General features: G+C 41.3%; 15 protein-coding genes. 7 read left to right on the top strand and 8 right to left on the bottom strand.

What is annotated here, in order from left to right; all coding sequences use genetic code 11:
• Window positions 1-12: 12 nt before the first annotated feature.
• Together FTT76_RS15280 and FTT76_RS15275 are read right to left on the bottom strand one after the other, a co-directional pair.
• On the bottom strand, window positions 13-2,514 hold the full coding sequence (locus tag FTT76_RS15280) for an ABC transporter permease (protein WP_180073221.1): 2,502 nt from the start codon (window positions 2,512-2,514) through the stop codon (window positions 13-15).
• The gene (locus FTT76_RS15275; RefSeq protein WP_180055372.1) at window positions 2,511-3,242 is read right to left on the bottom strand and encodes an ABC transporter ATP-binding protein; all 732 of its coding nucleotides are present in this window, start codon (window positions 3,240-3,242) and stop codon (window positions 2,511-2,513) included. Before FTT76_RS15275 ends, FTT76_RS15280 begins: the two co-directional genes overlap by 4 nt.
• An 11-nt stretch (window positions 3,243-3,253) precedes the next feature.
• On the opposite strand from FTT76_RS15275, the gene FTT76_RS15270 reads away from it, so the two are divergent.
• A complete protein-coding gene (locus FTT76_RS15270) occupies window positions 3,254-3,883 on the top strand; it encodes an arylesterase (RefSeq protein ID WP_180026478.1) in 630 nt (209 codons plus the stop codon).
• 83 nt (window positions 3,884-3,966) lie between these two features.
• Here FTT76_RS15270 and FTT76_RS15265 read toward each other — a convergent pair whose 3' ends face one another.
• Window positions 3,967-4,581, bottom strand: coding sequence for a carbonic anhydrase (locus FTT76_RS15265; protein ID WP_078189941.1), 615 nt, complete (start codon window positions 4,579-4,581; stop codon window positions 3,967-3,969).
• A gap of 334 nt (window positions 4,582-4,915) precedes the next feature.
• Between FTT76_RS15265 and FTT76_RS15260 the strand changes: the two genes are divergently transcribed.
• Both FTT76_RS15260 and FTT76_RS15255 read left to right on the top strand, forming a co-directional pair.
• Window positions 4,916-5,956, top strand: a complete 1,041-nt coding sequence (locus FTT76_RS15260) for an alpha/beta fold hydrolase (RefSeq protein WP_078189942.1) — start codon at window positions 4,916-4,918, stop codon at window positions 5,954-5,956.
• Between the two features lie 46 nt (window positions 5,957-6,002).
• Complete coding sequence (locus FTT76_RS15255) at window positions 6,003-7,010, top strand: hypothetical protein (protein WP_180190610.1); 1,008 nt, start codon at window positions 6,003-6,005, stop codon at window positions 7,008-7,010.
• A 37-nt stretch (window positions 7,011-7,047) separates the two neighbouring features.
• On the opposite strand, the gene FTT76_RS15250 is transcribed toward FTT76_RS15255, so the two are convergent.
• Both FTT76_RS15250 and nfuA read right to left on the bottom strand, forming a co-directional pair.
• Window positions 7,048-9,243 carry a TonB-dependent siderophore receptor gene (locus tag FTT76_RS15250; protein WP_180190609.1) on the bottom strand — a complete coding sequence of 732 codons (2,196 nt, stop codon included), beginning with the start codon at window positions 9,241-9,243 and terminating at the stop codon, window positions 7,048-7,050.
• Window positions 9,244-9,475: 232 nt separating this feature from the next.
• Entirely contained in the window at window positions 9,476-10,114 is a 639-nt protein-coding gene (gene nfuA, locus FTT76_RS15245; RefSeq protein WP_078189947.1) for a Fe-S biogenesis protein NfuA, read from the bottom strand.
• Between the two features lie 158 nt (window positions 10,115-10,272).
• Between nfuA and FTT76_RS15240 the strand changes: the two genes are divergently transcribed.
• From FTT76_RS15240 to FTT76_RS15235, 3 genes are all read left to right on the top strand, one after another.
• Window positions 10,273-10,890 carry a rhomboid family intramembrane serine protease gene (locus FTT76_RS15240; protein WP_111884441.1) on the top strand — a complete coding sequence of 206 codons (618 nt, stop codon included), beginning with the start codon at window positions 10,273-10,275 and terminating at the stop codon, window positions 10,888-10,890.
• Window positions 10,891-11,137: 247 nt separating this feature from the next.
• Window positions 11,138-11,317 carry a hypothetical protein gene (locus tag FTT76_RS17705; RefSeq protein ID WP_257235111.1) on the top strand — a complete coding sequence of 60 codons (180 nt, stop codon included), beginning with the start codon at window positions 11,138-11,140 and terminating at the stop codon, window positions 11,315-11,317.
• Between the two features lie 219 nt (window positions 11,318-11,536).
• On the top strand, window positions 11,537-13,087 hold the full coding sequence (locus FTT76_RS15235) for a hypothetical protein (protein WP_180190608.1): 1,551 nt from the start codon (window positions 11,537-11,539) through the stop codon (window positions 13,085-13,087).
• A 165-nt stretch (window positions 13,088-13,252) separates the two neighbouring features.
• Here the strand turns inward: FTT76_RS15235 and FTT76_RS15230 are convergent, their stop codons facing one another.
• Window positions 13,253-14,872, bottom strand: coding sequence for an inorganic phosphate transporter (locus FTT76_RS15230; RefSeq protein ID WP_180190607.1), 1,620 nt, complete (start codon window positions 14,870-14,872; stop codon window positions 13,253-13,255).
• Window positions 14,873-15,351: 479 nt separating this feature from the next.
• Between FTT76_RS15230 and metH the strand changes: the two genes are divergently transcribed.
• Window positions 15,352-19,041, top strand: a complete 3,690-nt coding sequence (gene metH, locus FTT76_RS15225; RefSeq protein ID WP_180190606.1) for a methionine synthase — start codon at window positions 15,352-15,354, stop codon at window positions 19,039-19,041.
• A 117-nt stretch (window positions 19,042-19,158) separates the two neighbouring features.
• Here the strand turns inward: metH and FTT76_RS15220 are convergent, their stop codons facing one another.
• A complete protein-coding gene (locus tag FTT76_RS15220) occupies window positions 19,159-19,785 on the bottom strand; it encodes a transglycosylase domain-containing protein (protein ID WP_180026484.1) in 627 nt (208 codons plus the stop codon).
• Window positions 19,782-20,387, bottom strand: a complete 606-nt coding sequence (locus tag FTT76_RS15215) for a hypothetical protein (protein ID WP_180026485.1) — start codon at window positions 20,385-20,387, stop codon at window positions 19,782-19,784. Before FTT76_RS15215 ends, FTT76_RS15220 begins: the two co-directional genes overlap by 4 nt.
• Between the last annotated feature and the right edge of the window lie 323 nt (window positions 20,388-20,710).

Genomic DNA, 20,710 nt, shown 5'->3' with positions numbered 1-20,710 from the left:
CCATCTCCCCCCTTAACTATTTAGTTCACGTAAGCTTTCTAAGGGTGGGATGTCGCAAAGATAACTTAAGCGATAACGTCCGATCAATGTACAGACTAAGGTCATGACCAGTGGGAGGATCAACCAAATCTCTGCATGTAGCTGGATGGTCAGTTCCATTTTATAACTGACAATCGCACTGATCACTTCAGCAAAAATACATGCCACAACACCCGAAATTAGCCCCATCAAACCAACTTCCAAACTGAGCATCGACTTTAACTTTTGCTTGGAACTGCCGAAGGACCGCAGTAATGCCACTTCTTTTTTGCGTTCATCCATAAATAAGTTCAAACATGCGACCAAAACTAAAATGCCTGAAATACTGACCAACAGCGCCAAGATGGTAATAATCTGAACCAATACACTGACGATGCGTTTGATCTCATCCAAAATTAGACTGACATCAATAAACACGGTATTCGAAAACTGCTGAATTAGACCAATTAACTGATTTTTATCTTGCGGTGGAACATAGAAGCTCCCCAAGTAACTACCGGCATTTTCATCCATGGTTTGGGGAGAAAAAATAAAGAAAAAGTTTGGACTAAAGCTTTCCCACTCCACACTACGAAGGTTGATCACCTTGGCTTGTAAAATCCCTTCAGGAAGGCTAAAACTCAGTCGATCTCCAATTTGAATACCCAGCTCTTGTGCGGTTTTCACCTCTACCGATACTTCATTAACCTGTTGAAACTGCTGACTGCCCGCGATGATTTGATTATCTTTCGGAAAAGTTGCAGCCTGCGTAAGATTCAATTCACGGCGTAATGAATTATTGCTTTTAATTAAGGCATCCGAAAAAGGGAGATCATTTTTGGCAACTAATCGTCCACGAATATTCGGGTACATCGGCGTCCCTTGCCAGCCATGCTGCTTGAGTTGTTGATTAAAATCCTGCAACTCAAATGGCGGTAATCCATAGACAAATTGGTTAGGTGTCCCTTGTGGTAATTGTTGTTGCCAACGTTCCAGCAAATCTGTACGTAATACCGCTAAAACCGTAATCAGACTTAGACCCAATGCTAATGCGGTAATTTGAAATGCCGTTTGATACGGTGTGCGTATATACGCTGAGATTTTCGTCCCCCAACTTTTCAAAGCCTTTAAACTGAGCCAGACCATCATATATAGGCCAACACACAGGAAGATGATGGCGCAAATCAGCCACAGGGTGAGTTGTAAATTTTCAGTTAATACCCCACAAAACACCACCAAACTGAGTGTGCCGAAACTGAGCATCCAAAGTATGGAACGTACAGAACGCTCTTGTTGTCGTATCACCCGTGCTGGCGGTGTCCCTAATAATTGCCAAAGACTTGGAAGAACAAATCCTAATAGCACAATCGCACTGGTGAATATTGCAATTGGAAGCGGGCCAAGCAGCATAGACAGGGCTGAAAACTCTAATTGTAAATTTGGAATCAGCTGTAGCATCAGTTGCAATAAGCCAAACCCAAATCCCAGACCAATCAAACTTCCAAACAGGATTGAAAGCCCGAGTACAACCAACAGTAAAGCCAAATAAGCACTTAATATTTGCTGTTTGGTCGACCCAATACAGCGCATCAGTGCAATGGCATCCTGATTTTGTTGGACATAGCGCTGACTGGTTAATGCGATGGCGATACCACAAAGTAGAATGGTTAAAATATTCGCAAGTTGTAAAAACGTTTCTAGGTTGGCAATCGGCTTCATCAAGCGGGTATTGCCTTCACTGGCATTTCTCATTTTTAAACTGCTTTGAGCTGCATCCTGAACCTGCGCATGATCTGATTTAGCAGTACGGTTTTCGCTTTGATCACCAAATTTTTGCTTATACAGTTTTTCAAAGCGCTGGGTATTTTGTGCATCTCCAGCCATTAACAGGCGATATTCAATCCGACTCCCGACTTGGATGGCATTGGTTCTCGCCACCTCAGACTGCGCAATCATAACCGTCGGTGAAAAACCACTGAAGCCAAGCTCTTGATTGGTATCATGAATGATTTTGGCACTGACTTGAAAAGCAGCATCGGCAATATTGATCTGATCTCCAACCTTTACACCCAATAAATCCATGGCACGAGGACTTAACCAGACCTCACCTGCTTGTATGGAACGGTTTAGTTTCGGTTCTGTTTCGAGTTCACCTCTTAATGGAAATGCAGCATCAACGGCTTTGACATTGACCATGACAAATTGCTGATCAGTATGCGCCATGCTGCTAAATAGCGTGACATTGGATTGTTTTAATTGCTGTGTTTTGGCTTGTTGTTGCCACTCTTGTGGAATTGGTTCATTGGCTGTCAGCACCAAATCTGCTGCCAACATTTCAGCAGCTTGTAGCGCTACAGCATTTTGAATTTGTACATTACTAAACTTTAAAGCCGTGGTGGCACTGATCGCCAAGGTCAGTGTGATCAATAATAAATACACACCCGTGGTTTTAAAACTCAGTTGTAAGAGTGGTCGAAACAGTGCCAAAAGATTCATGTAGCATCTCCTGTTCGATGCTCAATCAATTGACCATTGACCAATTCAAAATGGCGCTGACATTGACGGGCCAAATCGGCATCATGCGTCACCAATACCAAAGTGGTTCCCATTTCACGATTTAACTGAAATAACAGTTGTTCAATTTCCTGTGCCGTTGCACTGTCTAAATTACCTGTTGGTTCATCTGCAAAGATCAGATCGGGTTCACTCACCAAAGCACGGGCAATCGCAACCCGTTGCTGCTCACCACCGGATAAAACTTTGGGAGCTTGATGCGCTTGTCGTTCTAGTCCGACCTTTGCTAACAGTTTTAATGCTTTTTCTTCTGCGGCTTTGACCTGAAAATTTGCTTGTAGCCGTAGCGGCAGCATGACATTTTCCAGAGCCGTTAAATGTGGCAACAACTGGAAAGACTGAAAGACAAATCCAATATGAGCCAAACGGACTTGAGCACGCTGTTCTTCATTTAATAAATGAATATCTTGACCACAGACCCGTAATTGTCCCGAACTGGCCTGATCTAGTGTTGCCAAAATACCCAACAAGGTGGATTTACCTGAACCAGAACGACCAGTAATCGCAACTTGTTCCCCTGCAAAGATTTCAAGATCGAGTTGTTCAAAGATCGATAACTGTTTTTGTGGAAGTTGTATCTTTTGTGTCAATTGCTGTGCAGAAATAATCGCCTGTGGCATGATGTCAACATCTGTCGTGAGTTGGGTCATATCTTCCCTATATGCAAAATCGCATTCAAAATAATCGTCTATTGAGTTACTTGCTGGCTATTGCACTGATGTTCTGCCCGATGCTGCTCTCTGCCAAAACCATTATGATTTTGGGCGATAGCTTAAGTGCGGGTTATGGTGTTTCAGTGCAGCAAGGCTGGGTTCACTTATTACAAAAACGTCTAGACCAACAGTATCCGAAACAACATAAAGTGGTCAATGCAAGTGTCAGCGGTGAAACCACCAGTGGTGCTTTGGCACGACTGCCTAAACTGTTGCAGACCCATCGTCCAGACCTTGTGGTGATTGAGTTAGGTGGTAATGACGGTTTACGCGGACAACCCCCTGCACAAATTCAAAAAAATTTAGCGCAGCTGATTCAAAAAAGCCAACAGGCCAAATCGAAAGTGATTTTATTTGGAATGAAAATTCCACCGAATTATGGCAAGGCATATAGCCAAGCTTTTGAAAATAACTATCAAGTGTTGAGCCAACAGTACAAAATCAAATTATTACCTTTCTTTATGCAAGGGGTGGCGGGACATAAAAACTTAATGCAACAAGATCAGATTCACCCTAATGCCAAAGCGCAACCAATTTTGCTGAACAATGCTTATCCATTAATTAAAGCAAACTTATAAATTTAGTGGGTGAAAATGGATTCGTTAAAAAAGGCGCTTCATTTGAGCGCCTTTTTTTAAATCTTGTATTTACTGTAGTTTGCTTAGAAATCGTAGAAGCTTACTTCACCCGTTTCGAGTGAATACTCAGCGCCCACCACTTTTAATTTGCCTTGCGCAATTAAGTTTTCAAGGACTGCTGAACCATGACGCAGTTGATTCACTGAGGCAAAAACATTTGAACGTACTGCATGCATTGAAAGTTTTTCAAGGTCATCTTTCAATTCAGTTTGCATGAGTATTTCTACAGATGGACGAACGCGGTTCACAATCGACATCAAGTTTGCTGATGGTGGTGTCGCAGGATTAGTTAAAGCTTCAATCGTAGAATGAATCGCGCCACAGTGTGTATGACCCAATACAATGACCACAGGACATCCAAAGCTTTCTGCTGCAAATTCCACGCTACCGACTTGAGACGGTGCCACAATATTACCTGCAACACGAATCACGAATAAATCGCCTAAGCCTTGGTCAAATACCATTTCAGCAGGAACACGTGAGTCTGAACACCCTAAAATAATCGCAAAAGGTTCTTGGCTTTCGGCCATTTCAGCACGTTGTTGATGCGTCAAAAGCTTCGGGTGATTCGTTTCACCGTTTACAAAACGTTGATTCCCTTTCTTTAAACGATCTAAAGCTTCTGCTGCTGCTAGCATGTTCTAATTACCCTTATCCGAAGTTGCAATATTTTAATCCCAGTCGAATCGATTGTCACTTGCAAAAACAATTGCTGTGAATTTTTTCTACGACGATGCATCTTGATAGAAAATGCTACTCCACATTCATCAAAAAAAATTATTTTTTCTGTAATGGTTCACATTATTAAAACGCAAGTTTAACCACATCAAAAAAGCAATGGATGACAAAGGTCATTTTTAATTTACAATATATTTCATAAATATACGCTTTTGCTATTTCAGCCCATTCTGATAATAGTCATATAAATGATCTAAAAAATATATCGATTCGATTTAACTGGGGTAAACGTCAATGAAAGGACATCATTCACGCGTTTTTGGCTTTTTCAAGCTAGCAACAATTTGCTGTATGACGTTTACTGCCAACCATACTTTAGCTGCAAATCCGTCTCCCATCAGCAAAAACCTGGCTGTACCCTCTATCGTACAAAATTATTTGAGCCAAGAACGTAAAGCGGCTGGTTTAGTCACACACAGTGTTCAAGTCGGCAATGTGAATTGGAGTTATAGCGAAGGCGGTCAACGCTCTAAACCTACCATCTTGCTGATTCATGGTTTAGGCGGCACACGTGATAATTGGAATCGTGTTGCGCATTATTTAACACCGAACTATCACGTGATCATCCCTGACCTTCCGGCCAATGGCGATACACATGTGCCGGTCGATTTTGATGTCTCAGTGCCGAATGTCACGGAACAACTACGCCAGTTTGTCCTTAAAATAGATATTGAAGATAAACTTAATGTCGCAGGTCACTCATTGGGTGGGTCCATTGCAACGGTATATGCCTCTCAATATCCTTTTGACACCCAAAGCTTATTTTTACTCAACAGCGCGGGCATTTATAAACAGGCCAATACCAGTTACACCCGCGACCCATATAAACTTAAAAATTTAATCGTTTCAAAACCGGGGGATTTAGATGATGTCATGCATAAACTCATGCAAAATCCGCCCAATGTTCCAACACAGCTTAAAGAAGCGCAGGAAAATATTTTAATTGCGCGTGCGCCCTTCACTAGTAAAATGATCGATCAAGTCGTCACGCTCAATCGAATCTACACCCCTGAAACTTTTGCTCGATTAACACGAACGGTGGAAGCACCAACCCTCATCCTCTGGGGCAAACAAGATAAAATCTTTAATGTTGAAGTGGCTGGAGAACTCAAGTCTTTACTGAAACGTGCAGAAACCCCAGTGATTTTAAATAACGTCGGTCATATGCCAATCTTAGAAGCCGAACAACAAGTTGCAGACCATTACTTGCCTTTCCTTGCGAAAAGTCAAAAGTTTAAAAACCCTTTGGTAGATAAACTGATTCAGTTAAACTGAGCATTCGCCATTTTTAGATACCCATCACTGGGACTTCAGGGAAAGTATGCAGAAAAACCCGATGATTGAGCAGTTGATTGACGCTCAACTGAACTTTTTAGATCAGAGCTTTTCACACAATGATACCGTAGCCACTGAATTCACCCATTTTTATCAATGGTTTCGTAAACAATCTTTGCAGCAGATTTGGAGTTTTGATCAAATCAATGCCTTGTTGCAGAAACAAATTTTAAATACCCCTGCAAGTCAATGTCTGATTGAGCAAATTGCTGAACATATCAAATTTGCACTGATTCATCCTGCAAATGACAGCACCACGATTGCCGAAATCATCCCAGTATTGACCATCGATAAAATTGCGCAGTATGTGGCAAGTAAACAAGGACATCGTCAGCGTTTAATTCATACCATGGTCAACAATCCTGCATTTTCAGCCATGATCAGTCAGTTGATTCAACATGCGATACAAGATTATTTAGACAACTCAGTGATTGCAAAATCGGTACCCGGCGTTTCACGATTTATGAAAATGGGGAAATCGGTACTGGAAAATGTCACAGATACCAATTTAGATAATGCGGTCAGCAAATACTTGCAAAAGAATATTTTAAAACTCAGTCAAATGAGTGAAACCGTGTTAAATCAGCACTTTGATGATCAAAAGCTGTACCATTTTCAAGCCAATTTGTGGCATAAAATTAAAGCGCTGCCAGTTTCGGTATTAAAGAACTATGTTGAAGTTCAGGACTTGCCGCAAACGGTTGCGATGGGTCATGAAATTTGGGACTTTATGCGACAGTCTGAGTATATGAAACAGCAAGTGCATGATGGCGTATACGCTTGGTACGTGCGTAATGCAGAACGCCCTTTTGATTTATTGCTGCGTGATTTAAATATTGATGAAGCATTGATTCAACATGAACTTCAAAACTTACTCAATCCTATCGTTCAACAAATGATTGAGTCAGGATATATACGTGAGCGTTCCCGTCTGTATCTAGAACAGTTTTACTACTCAAGTGAAGCACTGAAAATTTTAAATATCCCAACATAAAAAAAGCCGCATTAAGCGGCTTTTCTTTTGGAACTACTTAGAATTGGTATTTCAAACTAGCATAGTAAGCACGACCCGGCTCGTTATATGTTTGGTTGACCGTTTTATCACGCAGTTTTTGCTCATCAAATAGGTTATTCACACCGATACGAGCACTTAAAGCCGCATTAAATTTATAACCAAAGTTAATGCCTGCAATGCCATAACTTTTCACGCTATCCATCGCCAAGCCATCTTTGCTTTCAAGACTGGTTTCTGCATATTGACGTGGCTTTTGACGACCATATTGGGTATAGACAAAGTTACTGTCTAATCGATCCGTAATGTTGTAGTTCAAAATAGAGTTCAGTGTGTAATTCGGAATCACTGAAAGCGGATTGCCAGTACGTTTATCTTCAGAGTTGATCATATAGGTAACGTTATTGGTCCACGTGATATCACCCCAATCTAAAGAAATACTTCCTTCAACACCTTCCACCAAAGCTTCCGGCGTATTCATCCAACGCAGTACATTATACGTTGTACCATTTACTTCTAGTTCTTCCAGACGTGTATCCCCCGCAACGATCTTATTTTTATAATCATTACGGAACCATGCAAAGCTTGCATTCATGATGTCTTTTTCGAACTGCACACCTAACTCTTTATTCACTGAAGTTTCAGGTTTGAGATCGCCATTACCTTGTAATAGACATTGGCTCAGCCCAATCGGACAGCCATTACCGCGAGTACTTAACAGATAACCTTCCGCATTTTGGTACATATTGGGTGCTTTATACGCCTTAGCCACACCACCTTTTAATGTCCAATAGTCGCCAAGCTTTTGCGTAATATTGAGACTTGGACTCCAGCTATCGCCTGATTTGCTATGATTATCATAGCGTAGTGCCAAAACGACATCGGTGCTTTCGCCCAAGTTCATATTGTTTTCAATATAGGCCGACGCAATCCGTGAATCCATGTGTGAACGGTCACCTGAGGTCAACACATCACCAAAACCGCCTGTGCCAGCTTGTGTATTAACCGTATCGGTAAAGTCATCTTCAACCCATTCAGCGCCTAAAGTTAATACTTGTGGGACATACCATTGGAACGGCAGATTGGCTTCTGCATTAAAGCGAATGGTTTCTAGATATGACGTTTGTTTATTTTCAAGATTATTAATCTGTCCCTCAGTACTACCGCCTGTTCCTTCAGGTAGGCGTTTATTTTTGGTTTTGTCATATTGCGCAATGAGTTTACTATCGCCCCAACCCCACGTACCTTCATGGGTTAATGCAAAACTATCACGATAAATGGTATTGGTTTCTTCACCAATTAAAGCCGATAGAATAGGCGCTTTGTTTGGATCGGCTGGATCAAATACACTGTTTTGACTGTCACCTGCAAAACGGTTGCCTTGGCGGCCAACACTTGCGTCAAACATCAAGACTTGTTGATCGTTCAACTGCCAAGCCAAACGCCCTGCAATATCTTTATTTTCAACGCCTTCTCGACCCGCCATACGCGCGCCATTATCCATTAGAGCATTAATATCCGCAGCATCTGAATCGGTTTTGTTATAACTACCGTATAACCGATATGAAAGGACATCTTTGAGAATTGGCCCGCTTAAGTTAAAGCTTTCACGGTGACTTGCGCCCTCTTTAGCGTCTTCAGGTTGATTGGTAAAAACTTCCACAGAGCCATGCACGTCGTTGGTCACTTTCTTGGTTTTAATATTGACCACACCACCCATCGCACCTGAACCATAACGCGCTGCTGCTGGACCACGCAGCACTTCAATCGATTCAATAGCATCCGCAGGTACCCAGTTCGAATCACCACGTGTATCACGCTCACCGCGCCAGCCATAACGTACTGAGTTTCTCGAATTTACAGGCTTGCCATCAATTAAGATCAACGTGTTTTCAGGCCCCATACCACGGATATCAATCTGACGGTTATTACCACGTTGCCCGGTGGCACTGTTACCAGTCAAATTCACACCCGGCATACGGCGCACATACTCTGAAATATCATTCACAACCGGCATTTTTTCTAAATCTTCTGCCGTAATTTTTGAAGCACCTAATGATTGTTTAACCTGTTCTGCTGCAGTAACAACAATGGTTTCCATCTTCGTTACGGATTCGTCTGTTGCTTCAGTTTGCACATCTTCTGCATGCGACAAACTTACCAATGCACAGAGTATTGAAAGTGTAAGCGTTGATTTTAATAGTTGTTTGGTCATTGAGTGCTTCCAAATGAACGTATTTATGGAGAAATCTAGAATAATGTGTTGCACATTGTAACCAACACAAACGATATTGCAATTAATTTTAATAATCGTTCTCATTTATATTTGTGATATCGCTTATCATCTCACTGTAAAAACCTCAGAAACCATTTAAAAATCTTCGTTTTATTTGATTTAGACAATAAAAAAGCCGCATCATTGCGGCTTTTTTATAACAATACTGAACTTATTTGAAATAAGCACCTTCAGTATTACTGTGATCCGTTTGGTCAACAACGCGCATTAACTCAGGTACATGCTGCTTCAATGTTGTTTCAACACCTTGTTTCAAGGTTAAATCGATTGAAGAACAACCTTGGCAACCACCACCGAATTTAAGCACTGCAGTTAAACCATGTTCTGCATCTTCAACCACTTCTACCAATGCACAGTTACCACCATGACCGGCAAGGCCAGGATTAATTTCTGACTGTAGAACATAAGTGATTCGCTCTTCTACAGAGGCATCTGGACCCACACGTGGCACTTTTGAGTTTGGTGCACGGAAAGTTAACTGACCACCAAAACGGTCTTTGTTATAGTCAATTACCGCATCCAAAAGATATGGAATAGACGGTGTGTCAATAAATGCAGGGAAATCTGGATAGTCTTGTTTATAGTCTGTAGGCACAACTTCTTCTGGTGCACTGTAAGCCATACAACATTCAGCACGTGGCGTACCCGGATTTTCCACAAAAACACGTACACCAATGCCCGGTGTATTTTGTTTATCCAAAAGATCTTTCAAATACTCTTGGGCATTTGGAGTGATCAATAGGTTTGGAATTTCTTCAGCAACTGCTGTGCTGTTGTTCTCAGTCGACATTACAATATTTCCTCAAGCTGAAGTCGCTATTTTAACTTAAGATGCGGGGCATTAGAAAAAAATCAACTAAAATTGTCGGAATTATTCTGAAAGTGCACGCTTTAAGCCGTTTTAATGGCATTATTGAGCATAAATTTTAACAAGTAGAATAGTCATATATGTTGGGTCTACCCTTTAACCACACCGTGACCATTATCCTAATTACGGTGGTGATTTCACTGATTGCATTTTCAAATCAGAAAGTGATGAATCGTTTGTTATTTTGGCCGCCAGCCCTCAGTCGTGGCGAGTATGACCGATTTATTAGCCATGGCTTTATTCATGCAGATGGCGCGCACCTATTGTTCAACATGATTACCTTATTTTTCTTTGGTAGCGTGATTGAAAGTTTTTATCGCCAATATTTTTTCGACATGGGCTTTGTGCTGTTTTACTTGGGCGGTTTGATCGCTGCGATTATTCCGAGTTATTTAAAACATAAGCATGATACCCATTGGGCAAGTTTAGGGGCTTCTGGGGCGGTATCTGCGGTACTTTTTGCGTATATCTTGTTTGAACCGTGGAAACTGATTTTTGTATTCTTTATTCCTGTTCCTGCGATTATTTTTGCCGTGCTGTATGTGGCTTATAGTATTTGGTCAGGTAAACGTGGCAACAGCAACATTAACCACAGCGCACACCTTTGGGGCGCAGCGTATGGTGTAATCATGACGATTATTCTTGAACCGAAGCTCATTCCACATTTCTTAAGTCAGTTATTAAACGTTCCTTTCTAACGTTAAGTCTAAAAAATCAGTCTGATTTAACCAGTAAAATGACAGCCTAAACCGTTTCAGTTTAGGCTTTTTTATTGTGCTGCGTTAAATCGAAATGTCCTTTAATTTTTTTCTTTAGCCAATTTCCCATATCTACAACACCGCACTTTGAATATCGAGCTATACAATTTCACAGCAGATTGAAACGCTATCTACCCTTGCCCTGATTTAAACTGAAATAACACAGAATAAAAAAGGGAAAATTCCAATGAAAATAGCCCTGATATTCTCAAGTTTGCTGTTGACCTGCGTGTTGAGTGCTTGTGCCGTTCACACCCGTGAAGGCAGTATCGTCGTCGACCCAGATCGTAATCACTATCCTTACAATTACCCAGATCGACACGGCGACTTTTGCCCGCCCGGACAGGCTAAAAAAGGTCGTTGTTGATTTGCCGTTATTGATTTAATGCCCTCTTCTTTTAAGCCTTCAAACCGAAGGCTTTTTCAATTCCGACAATAAAATTTGAAGCTGTATATTCTACGAAAGTTCACAAAAGCACATGACAAATCATATAAATCTGGCATTTTATGCCACCCTATTTTTTAATTTGGCATAGATAATGTATACATCTGTATATTAATGACAAAATTAGCTGAGATATTTTGCATGTCAAGTTCAACTGAAGGTCTTCAATTTCCCATTTCGGCTTCAAACCAAAAGCCGAGTACATCTAAAACTGGTCGTGAAATTATCGCTGAAGCCTTAGCTGCAGTTGACCATCAGTCTTCTGTACGTGCAAAACAAGAAAAAAACTGGCGTAAAAAATATCCTGAATATTTTAAAGCCTTGGTTGAACAAGGGATTCAATCATCTGAAGCAGCGATCAACATTGCTGAGCAAGGTTTAAATAAAGCGCATCACGTCTTTGAATTTTATCGTGATCAAGAAAAGCATACGCTCAAAGATGCAGTGGCTTTAACTGCACATCCACTGCATACCGTGAAATTAAAAGGTGAAAGTGACGCAGCGCCTGAGTGGTATGTGCCCTATCATGGCCAAAAACTGCAAGGTGAGGCGTTACTGGCTCAGATTCAAAAATGGCAAGATGCTGGCATCATTGAAGCCAGTCATGCCGACGCATTACGTGAAGCCATTGCCCACCCAGAATGGTTCGATTTGTCAGATCGGACTATGGTGCTTTTTGGTGCTGCTTCCGAAGCTGGCCCACTGACGTGGTTAGCAAAATGGAAAGCCAATATTGTGGCAATCGACCTCAATAATGAACGTGTTTGGGATCGAATCTTAAGCATTGTTCAAGCTGGTAATGCCACTTTATATGCACCGAGTCTCGACACTGTGCATGAAGACACACCCATTCAAGAACTAAAACACAAATTGGGCGCCAATTTACTGACACACATTCCTGAAATTGCACAGTGGCTTGCACAAAGTGAACATCAACTTGATCTGGCTGCAATTGCCTATTTAGATGGTGAAAAGCATGTTCGTGTTGCAATGGCAATGGACAGCATCATGGCCTATGTCAGTCAACAAAAAGCCAACACCAGCTTGATGTTTATGTGTACTCCGACCGATGTCTATGCGGTTCCAGAAGAGATCGTTACGGCAGCGCAAGCCAAATTCCAAAACCGTGCGTCTGCACAAAAGCTATTGACGCAAAGCATTGCCAAAGTCACAGGTCAGCATTTCTTTAAGCAAAATAATGAGCAAACCACCACAGCAGACAATGGAAAATCCTATGGTATCGCTGACTGTTTGGTGGTGGAACAAGGTCCAAACTACGCACTCGCAAAACGTATCCAACAATGGCGCGCAACTGTCGCACGTCAAAATGGTCAGCGGGTTAGTATCAATATTGCGCCATCCACCACGACCCGCTCAGTGACGAAGAATCCATTATTAAAAGCCGCATTTAATGGTGCGAGTTTATTTGATGTGGAATCCTTCCAACCTGAAACCACCAATGCACTCATGGCGGCTTTATGGATTCATGACTTGAGAAATCCTCACTCAGTTGCAAACCCTGAAACAGCGCTAGACCATCCTTTAGAACTCATGATGCATGGTGCCAACCATGGTGGCTTATGGCGTGTAGCTTATTTGGCACGTACCGCCTTACCTTTTGCAGCGCTGTATGGTTTTGCTGAAGAGAAATTGCCCGTGAAAAAAGTATTGGGACTGTTTAAAAAAGCGTAACTGCATTGGTTCAAATAAGTGTTGAACTTTGCAAAGTTTCAACTTGTTAGTTTGACTATTCCATTTCAGCTCTCAGTCATCCCATTAAAATCGGTGATGTCTGAGATACAGCCATAAAAAAACGCTGCCGAAGCAGCGTTTTTTTATATCTGGAATTTGAGTTGCTTAGAATAGTTTCAAGAATAACCAGTACAAGCAGCCTGATAGACAGATCGTTGCAGGTAAAGTGAAGACCCAAGCCGATAGAATGGTTTTCACTGTTGCAAAGTTTAGACCCGATTTATTCGCGACCATGGTACCTGCAACCGCAGAGTTAAGTACGTGTGTCGTCGATACTGGCATACCAAAACCATCCGCAGCAGCAATCGTTGACATTGCAACAAGCTCGGCAGACATACCCTGACCATAGGTCATGTGGTTTTTACCAATACGTTCACCGACAGTCACAACAATACGTTTCCAACCCACCATGGTTCCAAGACCTAGTGCCAATGCAACAGCGACTTTTACCCATGTTGGAATGTACTGTAAGAAGGAGTCTAAGTGACTACGATATTCCTTCACAGTTTTTTGTTCAGCTTCTGCCATTGCTGGTAATTGTTCAGCTTTATCTAGACGTTTAAAAGCAGTGGTACTTAAGTACATGTCATTACGAATCGAAGATACTTCTTGTTCAGGAATATCTTTTAAGTCGCCATACTGTGCAACACGCTCACCTAAATGATCGGTCAAACTTGCTAAAGCTGGCACAACTTCTGGGCTGACTTCTTTGGTTTGAATGTATTTGGTGAGTACATCACGCGCTTGTGCATCAGGAATATCCTTATGCTCTGCGTAGATCGCAGTCGCAGTTTGAGCAGATAACTGATGGAAAGATTGAATATGTTGATTATCTAAGTTCTTATTCAATGAATAAGCCAATGGCACACATCCGATCAAAATCAGCATGATCAGCCCCATACCTTTTTGACCATCATTTGAACCGTGCGCAAAACTTACACCTGTACAGGTAAAGATCAAAATTGCACGAATCAATGGTGGTGGCGGCTTATTGCCTTCTGGTGGTTGAAACAGTTCAAGCTGTTTGCGGAAAATACGCTTCACCAACAAGAAAACGAGAGCCGCAAATGCAAAACCAATCAGTGGAGAGAACAATAACGCCTTACCGACTTTAAGCACCTGCTCCATATCTACACCGCTCGCACCACCGCCTGCATTTAACAGGTAGTTCATGATACCAACGCCAAGAATAGAACCAATCAAAGTATGCGAACTAGACGCCGGGATGCCTAAGAACCAAGTCCCTAAATTCCACAAAATCGCTGCGATCAGCATTGCGAAAACCATGGCAAAGCCAGCACCTGAACCGACATTCATAATCAATTCAACAGGTAATAAGGCAATAATGCCGTAAGCGACTGCACCACTGGCAACCATTACACCCAGAAAGTTACAGAAACCTGCCCACATTACCGCAACTGGTGCTGACAAAGCGTTGGTATAAATCACTGTTGCTACTGCGTTTGCAGTGTCATGGAAACCATTTACAAATTCAAAGCCAAGTGCGATGAATAAGGCTGTGCCCAATAAAATCATTGAATAAAGACTTAAAGGCGGAACATGCGCTAAATCGGCAGTCACCTGAAAACCAATATATATCAACGTTGAAATAATCAGCGTTAAAAATACCGGCATAAAGAATTTCGGTGTAGGCACATGAACATTCGTAGACTTTTGAGTAGTCGACGTGTGCGCTGAATCTACGGGAGTTTGTTTAGAATTCATGCAGGCAGGAATAGAGGATTTTAAAATCCCCATATTGTTCAATTTAATTATGACAATTATATGACAAAGCGGTGTCATATAAAGCAATTTTTCATGCTTTATTTGTTTTTTTTTAGTGTTAAAAACCGACTTCCCTACTCTACTTTCATAAAGTAAATCAGTTATTTAATCTGCGTATTTAAACTTTATTTTCTTTGAAACCCAATATTTCAACTTATATTTCATCTGTCATGTTTTTTTGTCATTTTGCATAGCCCTGCTGGATGTTTTTTAATCTTGCCTGAGCAATATTACAAATTCATGAAGCTTTCCATACATTTATATGAAATTGGAATATGAAATTAACAAGTTGCAATATTGCTCATTAATTCAACAAGCTAATAATTGCGCGCTGTGAAGATGATTGAATATCAATAAAACTGCAATGAATTCTGTTAATATATTTGCCGATTTTATATTCCATCGGATTGGGGTTATTTATGTCCACGCTTGCCACCCTAAAAGAGCTGCTCGCTCAACGGATTCTGATTATCGACGGTGCAATGGGCACCATGATTCAGCGTCATAAACTCGAAGAAGCTGACTACCGTGGTGAGCGTTTTGCAGATTGGGCATCTGACCTCAAAGGCAATAATGACCTATTGGTGTTGACGCAGCCTCAAATCATTCAAGGCATTCATGAAGCCTACCTCGATGCTGGCGCAGACATCATTGAAACCAACAGCTTTAACGGCACTAAAGTTTCAATGTCTGACTACCACATGGAAGATTTGGTATCAGAGATCAACCGTGAAGCAGCGCGTATTGCCAAAGCCGCTTGTGAAAAATATTCAACGCCTGAAAAACCGCGTTTTGTGGCAGGTGTGCTTGGGCCGACTTCACGTACTTGCTCGATCTCGCCAAATGTAAATGACCCAGCATTTCGTAACATTACTTTTGATGAGCTAAAAGAAAACTATATTCAAGCTGCGCATGCCCTGATTGAAGGCGGTGCGGACATTCTGCTCATTGAAACTGTATTCGATACCTTAAACTGTAAAGCTGCCATTTTTGCAGTGAAAGAAGTCTTCAACCAAATTGGCTACGAATTGCCATTGATGATTTCAGGCACGATTACCGATGCCTCTGGCCGAACTTTAACTGGCCAAACTGCTGAAGCGTTCTGGAACTCTGTGCGTCATGGTGATTTATTGTCGATTGGCTTTAACTGTGCCCTAGGTGCAGATGCCATGCGTCCGCATGTAAAAACCATTGCTGACGTTGCCGATACTTTTGTTTCGGCGCATCCGAACGCTGGCTTACCAAATGCCTTCGGCGGTTATGATGAAACCCCTGAACAAACCGCTGCCTTTATTAAAGAATTTGCAGAAAGTGGCCTGATTAACATCACGGGCGGTTGCTGCGGTACAACGCCGGATCACATCCGTGCTATTGCCAATGCCGTAAAAGACATTGCGCCGCGCCAAGTGCCAGAAACCAAACCCGCTTGCCGTCTCAGCGGTTTAGAGCCGTTCAACATTACAGAAGATTCGCTGTTTGTAAACGTCGGTGAACGTACCAACGTGACAGGTTCTAAAAAATTCCTACGTTTAATCCGTGAAGAAAACTTTGCCGAAGCTTTAGAAGTTGCACAGCAGCAAGTTGAAGCCGGTGCTCAGATTATCGACATCAACATGGATGAAGGCATGCTGGATTCAGAAGGCGCAATGGTGCACTTCCTGAATCTTGTAGCCTCTGAGCCTGAAATTTCACGTGTGCCTATCATGATTGACTCATCAAAATGGGAAATCATTGAGGCAGGCTTAAAATGTGTACAAGGTAAAGCGGTTGTAAACTCGATCTCCCTCAAAGAAGGCTATGACGAGTTTGTGCATAAAGCGCGTTTGTGCCGTCAGTATGGCGCTGCCGTGATTGTGATGGCCTTTGATGAACAAGGTCAGGCAGATACTGCTGCACGTAAAAAAGAAATCTGTAAACGCTCTTATGATGTATTGGTGAATGAAGTGGGCTTCCCTGCTGAAGACATCATTTTTGACCCGAACGTGTTTGCAGTGGCAACAGGTATCGAAGAACACAACAACTATGCTGTGGACTTTATTGAAGCAACAGGCTGGATCAAGCAAAACTTACCACATGCGATGATTTCAGGCGGTGTGTCTAACGTATCGTTCTCCTTCCGTGGTAATGAACCTGTACGTGAAGCGATTCACTCTGTGTTCTTGTACCATGCCATCAAGCAAGGCATGACCATGGGTATTGTCAACGCTGGTCAAATGGCGATTTATGATGATATTGATGCTGAACTGAAAGCTGCGGTTGAAGATGTGATCTTGAACCAAAACCAAGGTGAAAGCCATCAAGAAGCTACAGAAAAGCTGCTTGAAGTTGCTGAAAAATACCGTGGTCAAGGTGCTGCGCAAAAACAAGTGGAAAACTTGGAATGGCGTGAGCTTCCCGTAGAAAAGCGCCTTGAGCATGCTTTAGTGAAAGGTATCACCACCTTTATTGATGAAGATACTGAAGAAGCACGTCTGAAAGCTAAACGTCCACTCGATGTGATTGAAGGTCCGCTGATGGACGGCATGAATGTGGTAGGTGATTTGTTCGGTTCAGGCAAAATGTTCCTGCCGCAAGTGGTGAAATCTGCACGTGTCATGAAACAGGCTGTAGCTTGGCTGAATCCGTTCATTGAAGCGGAAAAAACAGCTGGCCAATCTAAGGGTAAAGTCCTGATGGCGACTGTTAAGGGCGATGTGCATGACATCGGTAAAAATATCGTAGGTGTGGTGTTAGGCTGTAACGGCTATGACATCATCGACCTTGGCGTGATGGTGCCTTGCGAGAAGATTTTACAAACTGCGATTGATGAGAAAGTCGACATTATTGGTCTATCTGGCCTGATTACGCCGTCACTGGATGAAATGGTTTTTGTTGCGAAAGAAATGCAGCGCAAAGGCTTTAATGTTCCATTGATGATTGGCGGTGCAACCACTTCTAAAGCACATACGGCAGTGAAAATTGATCCGCAATATTCAAATGATGCAGTCATTTATGTTGCCGATGCATCTCGTGCGGTGGGTGTAGCAACAACTTTACTTTCTAAGGAAATGAAGCCAAAGTTTGTAGCAGAAACCCGTGCTGAATATGAAAAAGTCCGTGAGCGTATTGCTAACAAACAGCCGAAAGCAGCGAAACTGACGTATGCTGAATCGGTTGAAAATGGCTTAAAAATTGACTTTGCAGCCAATGCACCTGTGAAGCCAAACTTTATTGGTACGCAAACGCTGACCAATTATCCATTGGAAACATTAGTTGAATACTTTGACTGGACACCGTTCTTCATTTCTTGGAGTTTGGCAGGTAAATTCCCTGCTATCTTAACTGATGAAGTTGTAGGTGAAGCAGCAACTGACTTGTATGAACAAGCACAGACCATGCTAAAAGACATCATCGACAACAAACGTTTTGATGCTCGTGCTGTGTTTGGTATTTACCCTGCAAACCGTTCAGCAGCGGATTCGGTTGAAGTGTATAGCGAAGATGGTCAATCGGTTACGCATACCTTCCATCACATTCGTCAACAGTCTGATAAAGTGACAGGTAAACCAAACTTGTCATTAGCGGACTTTATTGCGTCTAAAGGTGTCGCAGAAGACTACTTGGGCGGTTTCACTGTATCGATCTTTGGTGCAGAAGAAATGGCCAATGAGTACAAAGCTAAAGGCGATGACTACTCTGCAATTCTTGCGCAATCTTTAGGTGACCGTTTTGCGGAAGCGTTTGCGGAGCATTTGCATGAGCGCATTCGTAAAGAGTTCTGGGGCAACCAAGCTTCTGAAACCTTAAGCAATGAAGAATTGATTAAAGAGAAGTATATAGGCATCCGTCCTGCGCCGGGCTACCCTGCTTGCCCTGAGCATTCTGAAAAAGCGCCATTGTTTGATTGGTTAGGTTCTACCGATAAAATTGGTACGCAATTGACTTCTAGCTTTGCAATGTGGCCGCCTTCATCTGTCAGCGGTTTTTACTATGCAAACCCTGAAAGCCAATACTTTAACGTGGGTAAAATCGCAGGCGATCAGCTTGAGGATTATGCAAAGCGTAAAGGCTGGACTTTGGATGAAGCGAAGCGTTGGTTAGCACCGAATTTGGATGATTCGGTTCAATAATTTGCATTAATAAAAGCTCTCACAGTGAGGGCTTTTATTTTTTAATCCCCCTAAATCCCCCTTTTTCAAAGGGGGACTTTCGCGTATCAATTTAATTACGTGACAGCTCCTCCCTTTTTAAAGGGAGGCTGGGAGGGATTTTTTAGCCAATTTACAAGAAATATTAGTAACTCTTATTTTCATTTTAAATAACCATAAACCTTTATGTTTTAATGGTTCGGGATATTTTAGTCTAGCAACTATTTCTATCTTTTCGATAGTGCTCAACTGTGAATATTTTTTATGTTCTCTTCTTAAATATTTATCTATTCCATTCAATCCTGAACCCAAAAATGCAATTTTAAGATAGGCAGTTGCTATGTGTTTATGACTATATTTTCTACAAATTAAAATAGACAATAATTGTTCACGAAATTTTCTAATCCATGTTCGCTCATACCTTTCAGTAATTACTCTGACATATTGTTGAGCCACTGTACTTGCTCCTTGAAATTCATTTTTAAACTTTGTGCAGTAAATAGCACGAAGCATTGCATAATGATCTATTCCAAAATGCATTGAAAATCTATGGTCTTCAGCAAGGAATAAAATATTGAGTGTTTCATCATCTACGAACTGATAAATACTATCTAAATGAACTTCACATTTCTTGAAATCAGAATTTATTTCATCAAAGTTTAGAATTTGAAATAACTTAGCTACAAAATAAAATGGAATGGTTGCTAAGAAATAAAGTGCCCTCATACTTTACCTTTGATTTCAGCAATAGATTGGGGAAATGGTTCTTTAGATAACCAAACTTTTCCTTTTTGATCAGCAACCATTGAATAAAAATCACCTTCAAACTTAGTTGCTTTACGATCACTAAAAAAGATGAAATTTTTCCTTAATTCAAATCTGCAATAAATTGTTGATTGTCTCCGCTCTCCATATTCAGTTGCATGTAAAGTTAATATATCTGGACCAAAAATATTTTTTTGAATTGACCCTTCTATTTGTGCTCTAGCACGATGTTTACCAGTATATTTAAGGACATGTCGGCTATGCGTAAAACGTTTTCCATAAGTAGAATCTTCATAAATTTTTTCAGAGGCTCCTCGAATATTATTCCCCTCTAATCTCAAAAATAAATTATGTTGTAATTCCATATTTTCATAGGGTCTATATGCTGTTTTCTCAGTTTTAGATCTCAAATACCATTTTCCTGAAAAGTCTGGTATTCCTAAAACCCGTTCTCTAACCCAGAAGAAAAGACCAGCAATAATGATTGCTGCAAAAACTGCTTCTAATACATCCCCACATGCAAAATCCTTAATTAATACATCCAAAAGTTCAATTTCACTCATTTTTAAGATTTTTATAAAGAAATTGATTCATTTTATATAAAACATAAAGTCTTTTAAAGGAAAAACTCTATAAAAAACAATCAACTTATCTAGAAAACCATGAGATTAATTACCTTTATATTTCTATTTTTTCTTATAATCCCTCCTAATCTCCCTTTGAAAAAGGGAGGAACTACGCGAATCCACAATGGCAATCTGATGTGTGCTTAAAAAACAGGAGGGTTTAACTTGGTAAACTATACATACTCATTAGGAGTTTACCATGAGCAAGAAACAGAAGACTTACACCGCAGAATTTAAAGCTGAAGCCATAAAAGCCATTG

Source organism: Acinetobacter sp. YH01009 (assembly GCF_013420765.1).
GTDB classification, from domain to species: Bacteria; Pseudomonadota; Gammaproteobacteria; order Pseudomonadales; family Moraxellaceae; genus Acinetobacter; species Acinetobacter amyesii.
This window is presented reverse-complemented; position numbering and strand designations above follow the sequence as displayed.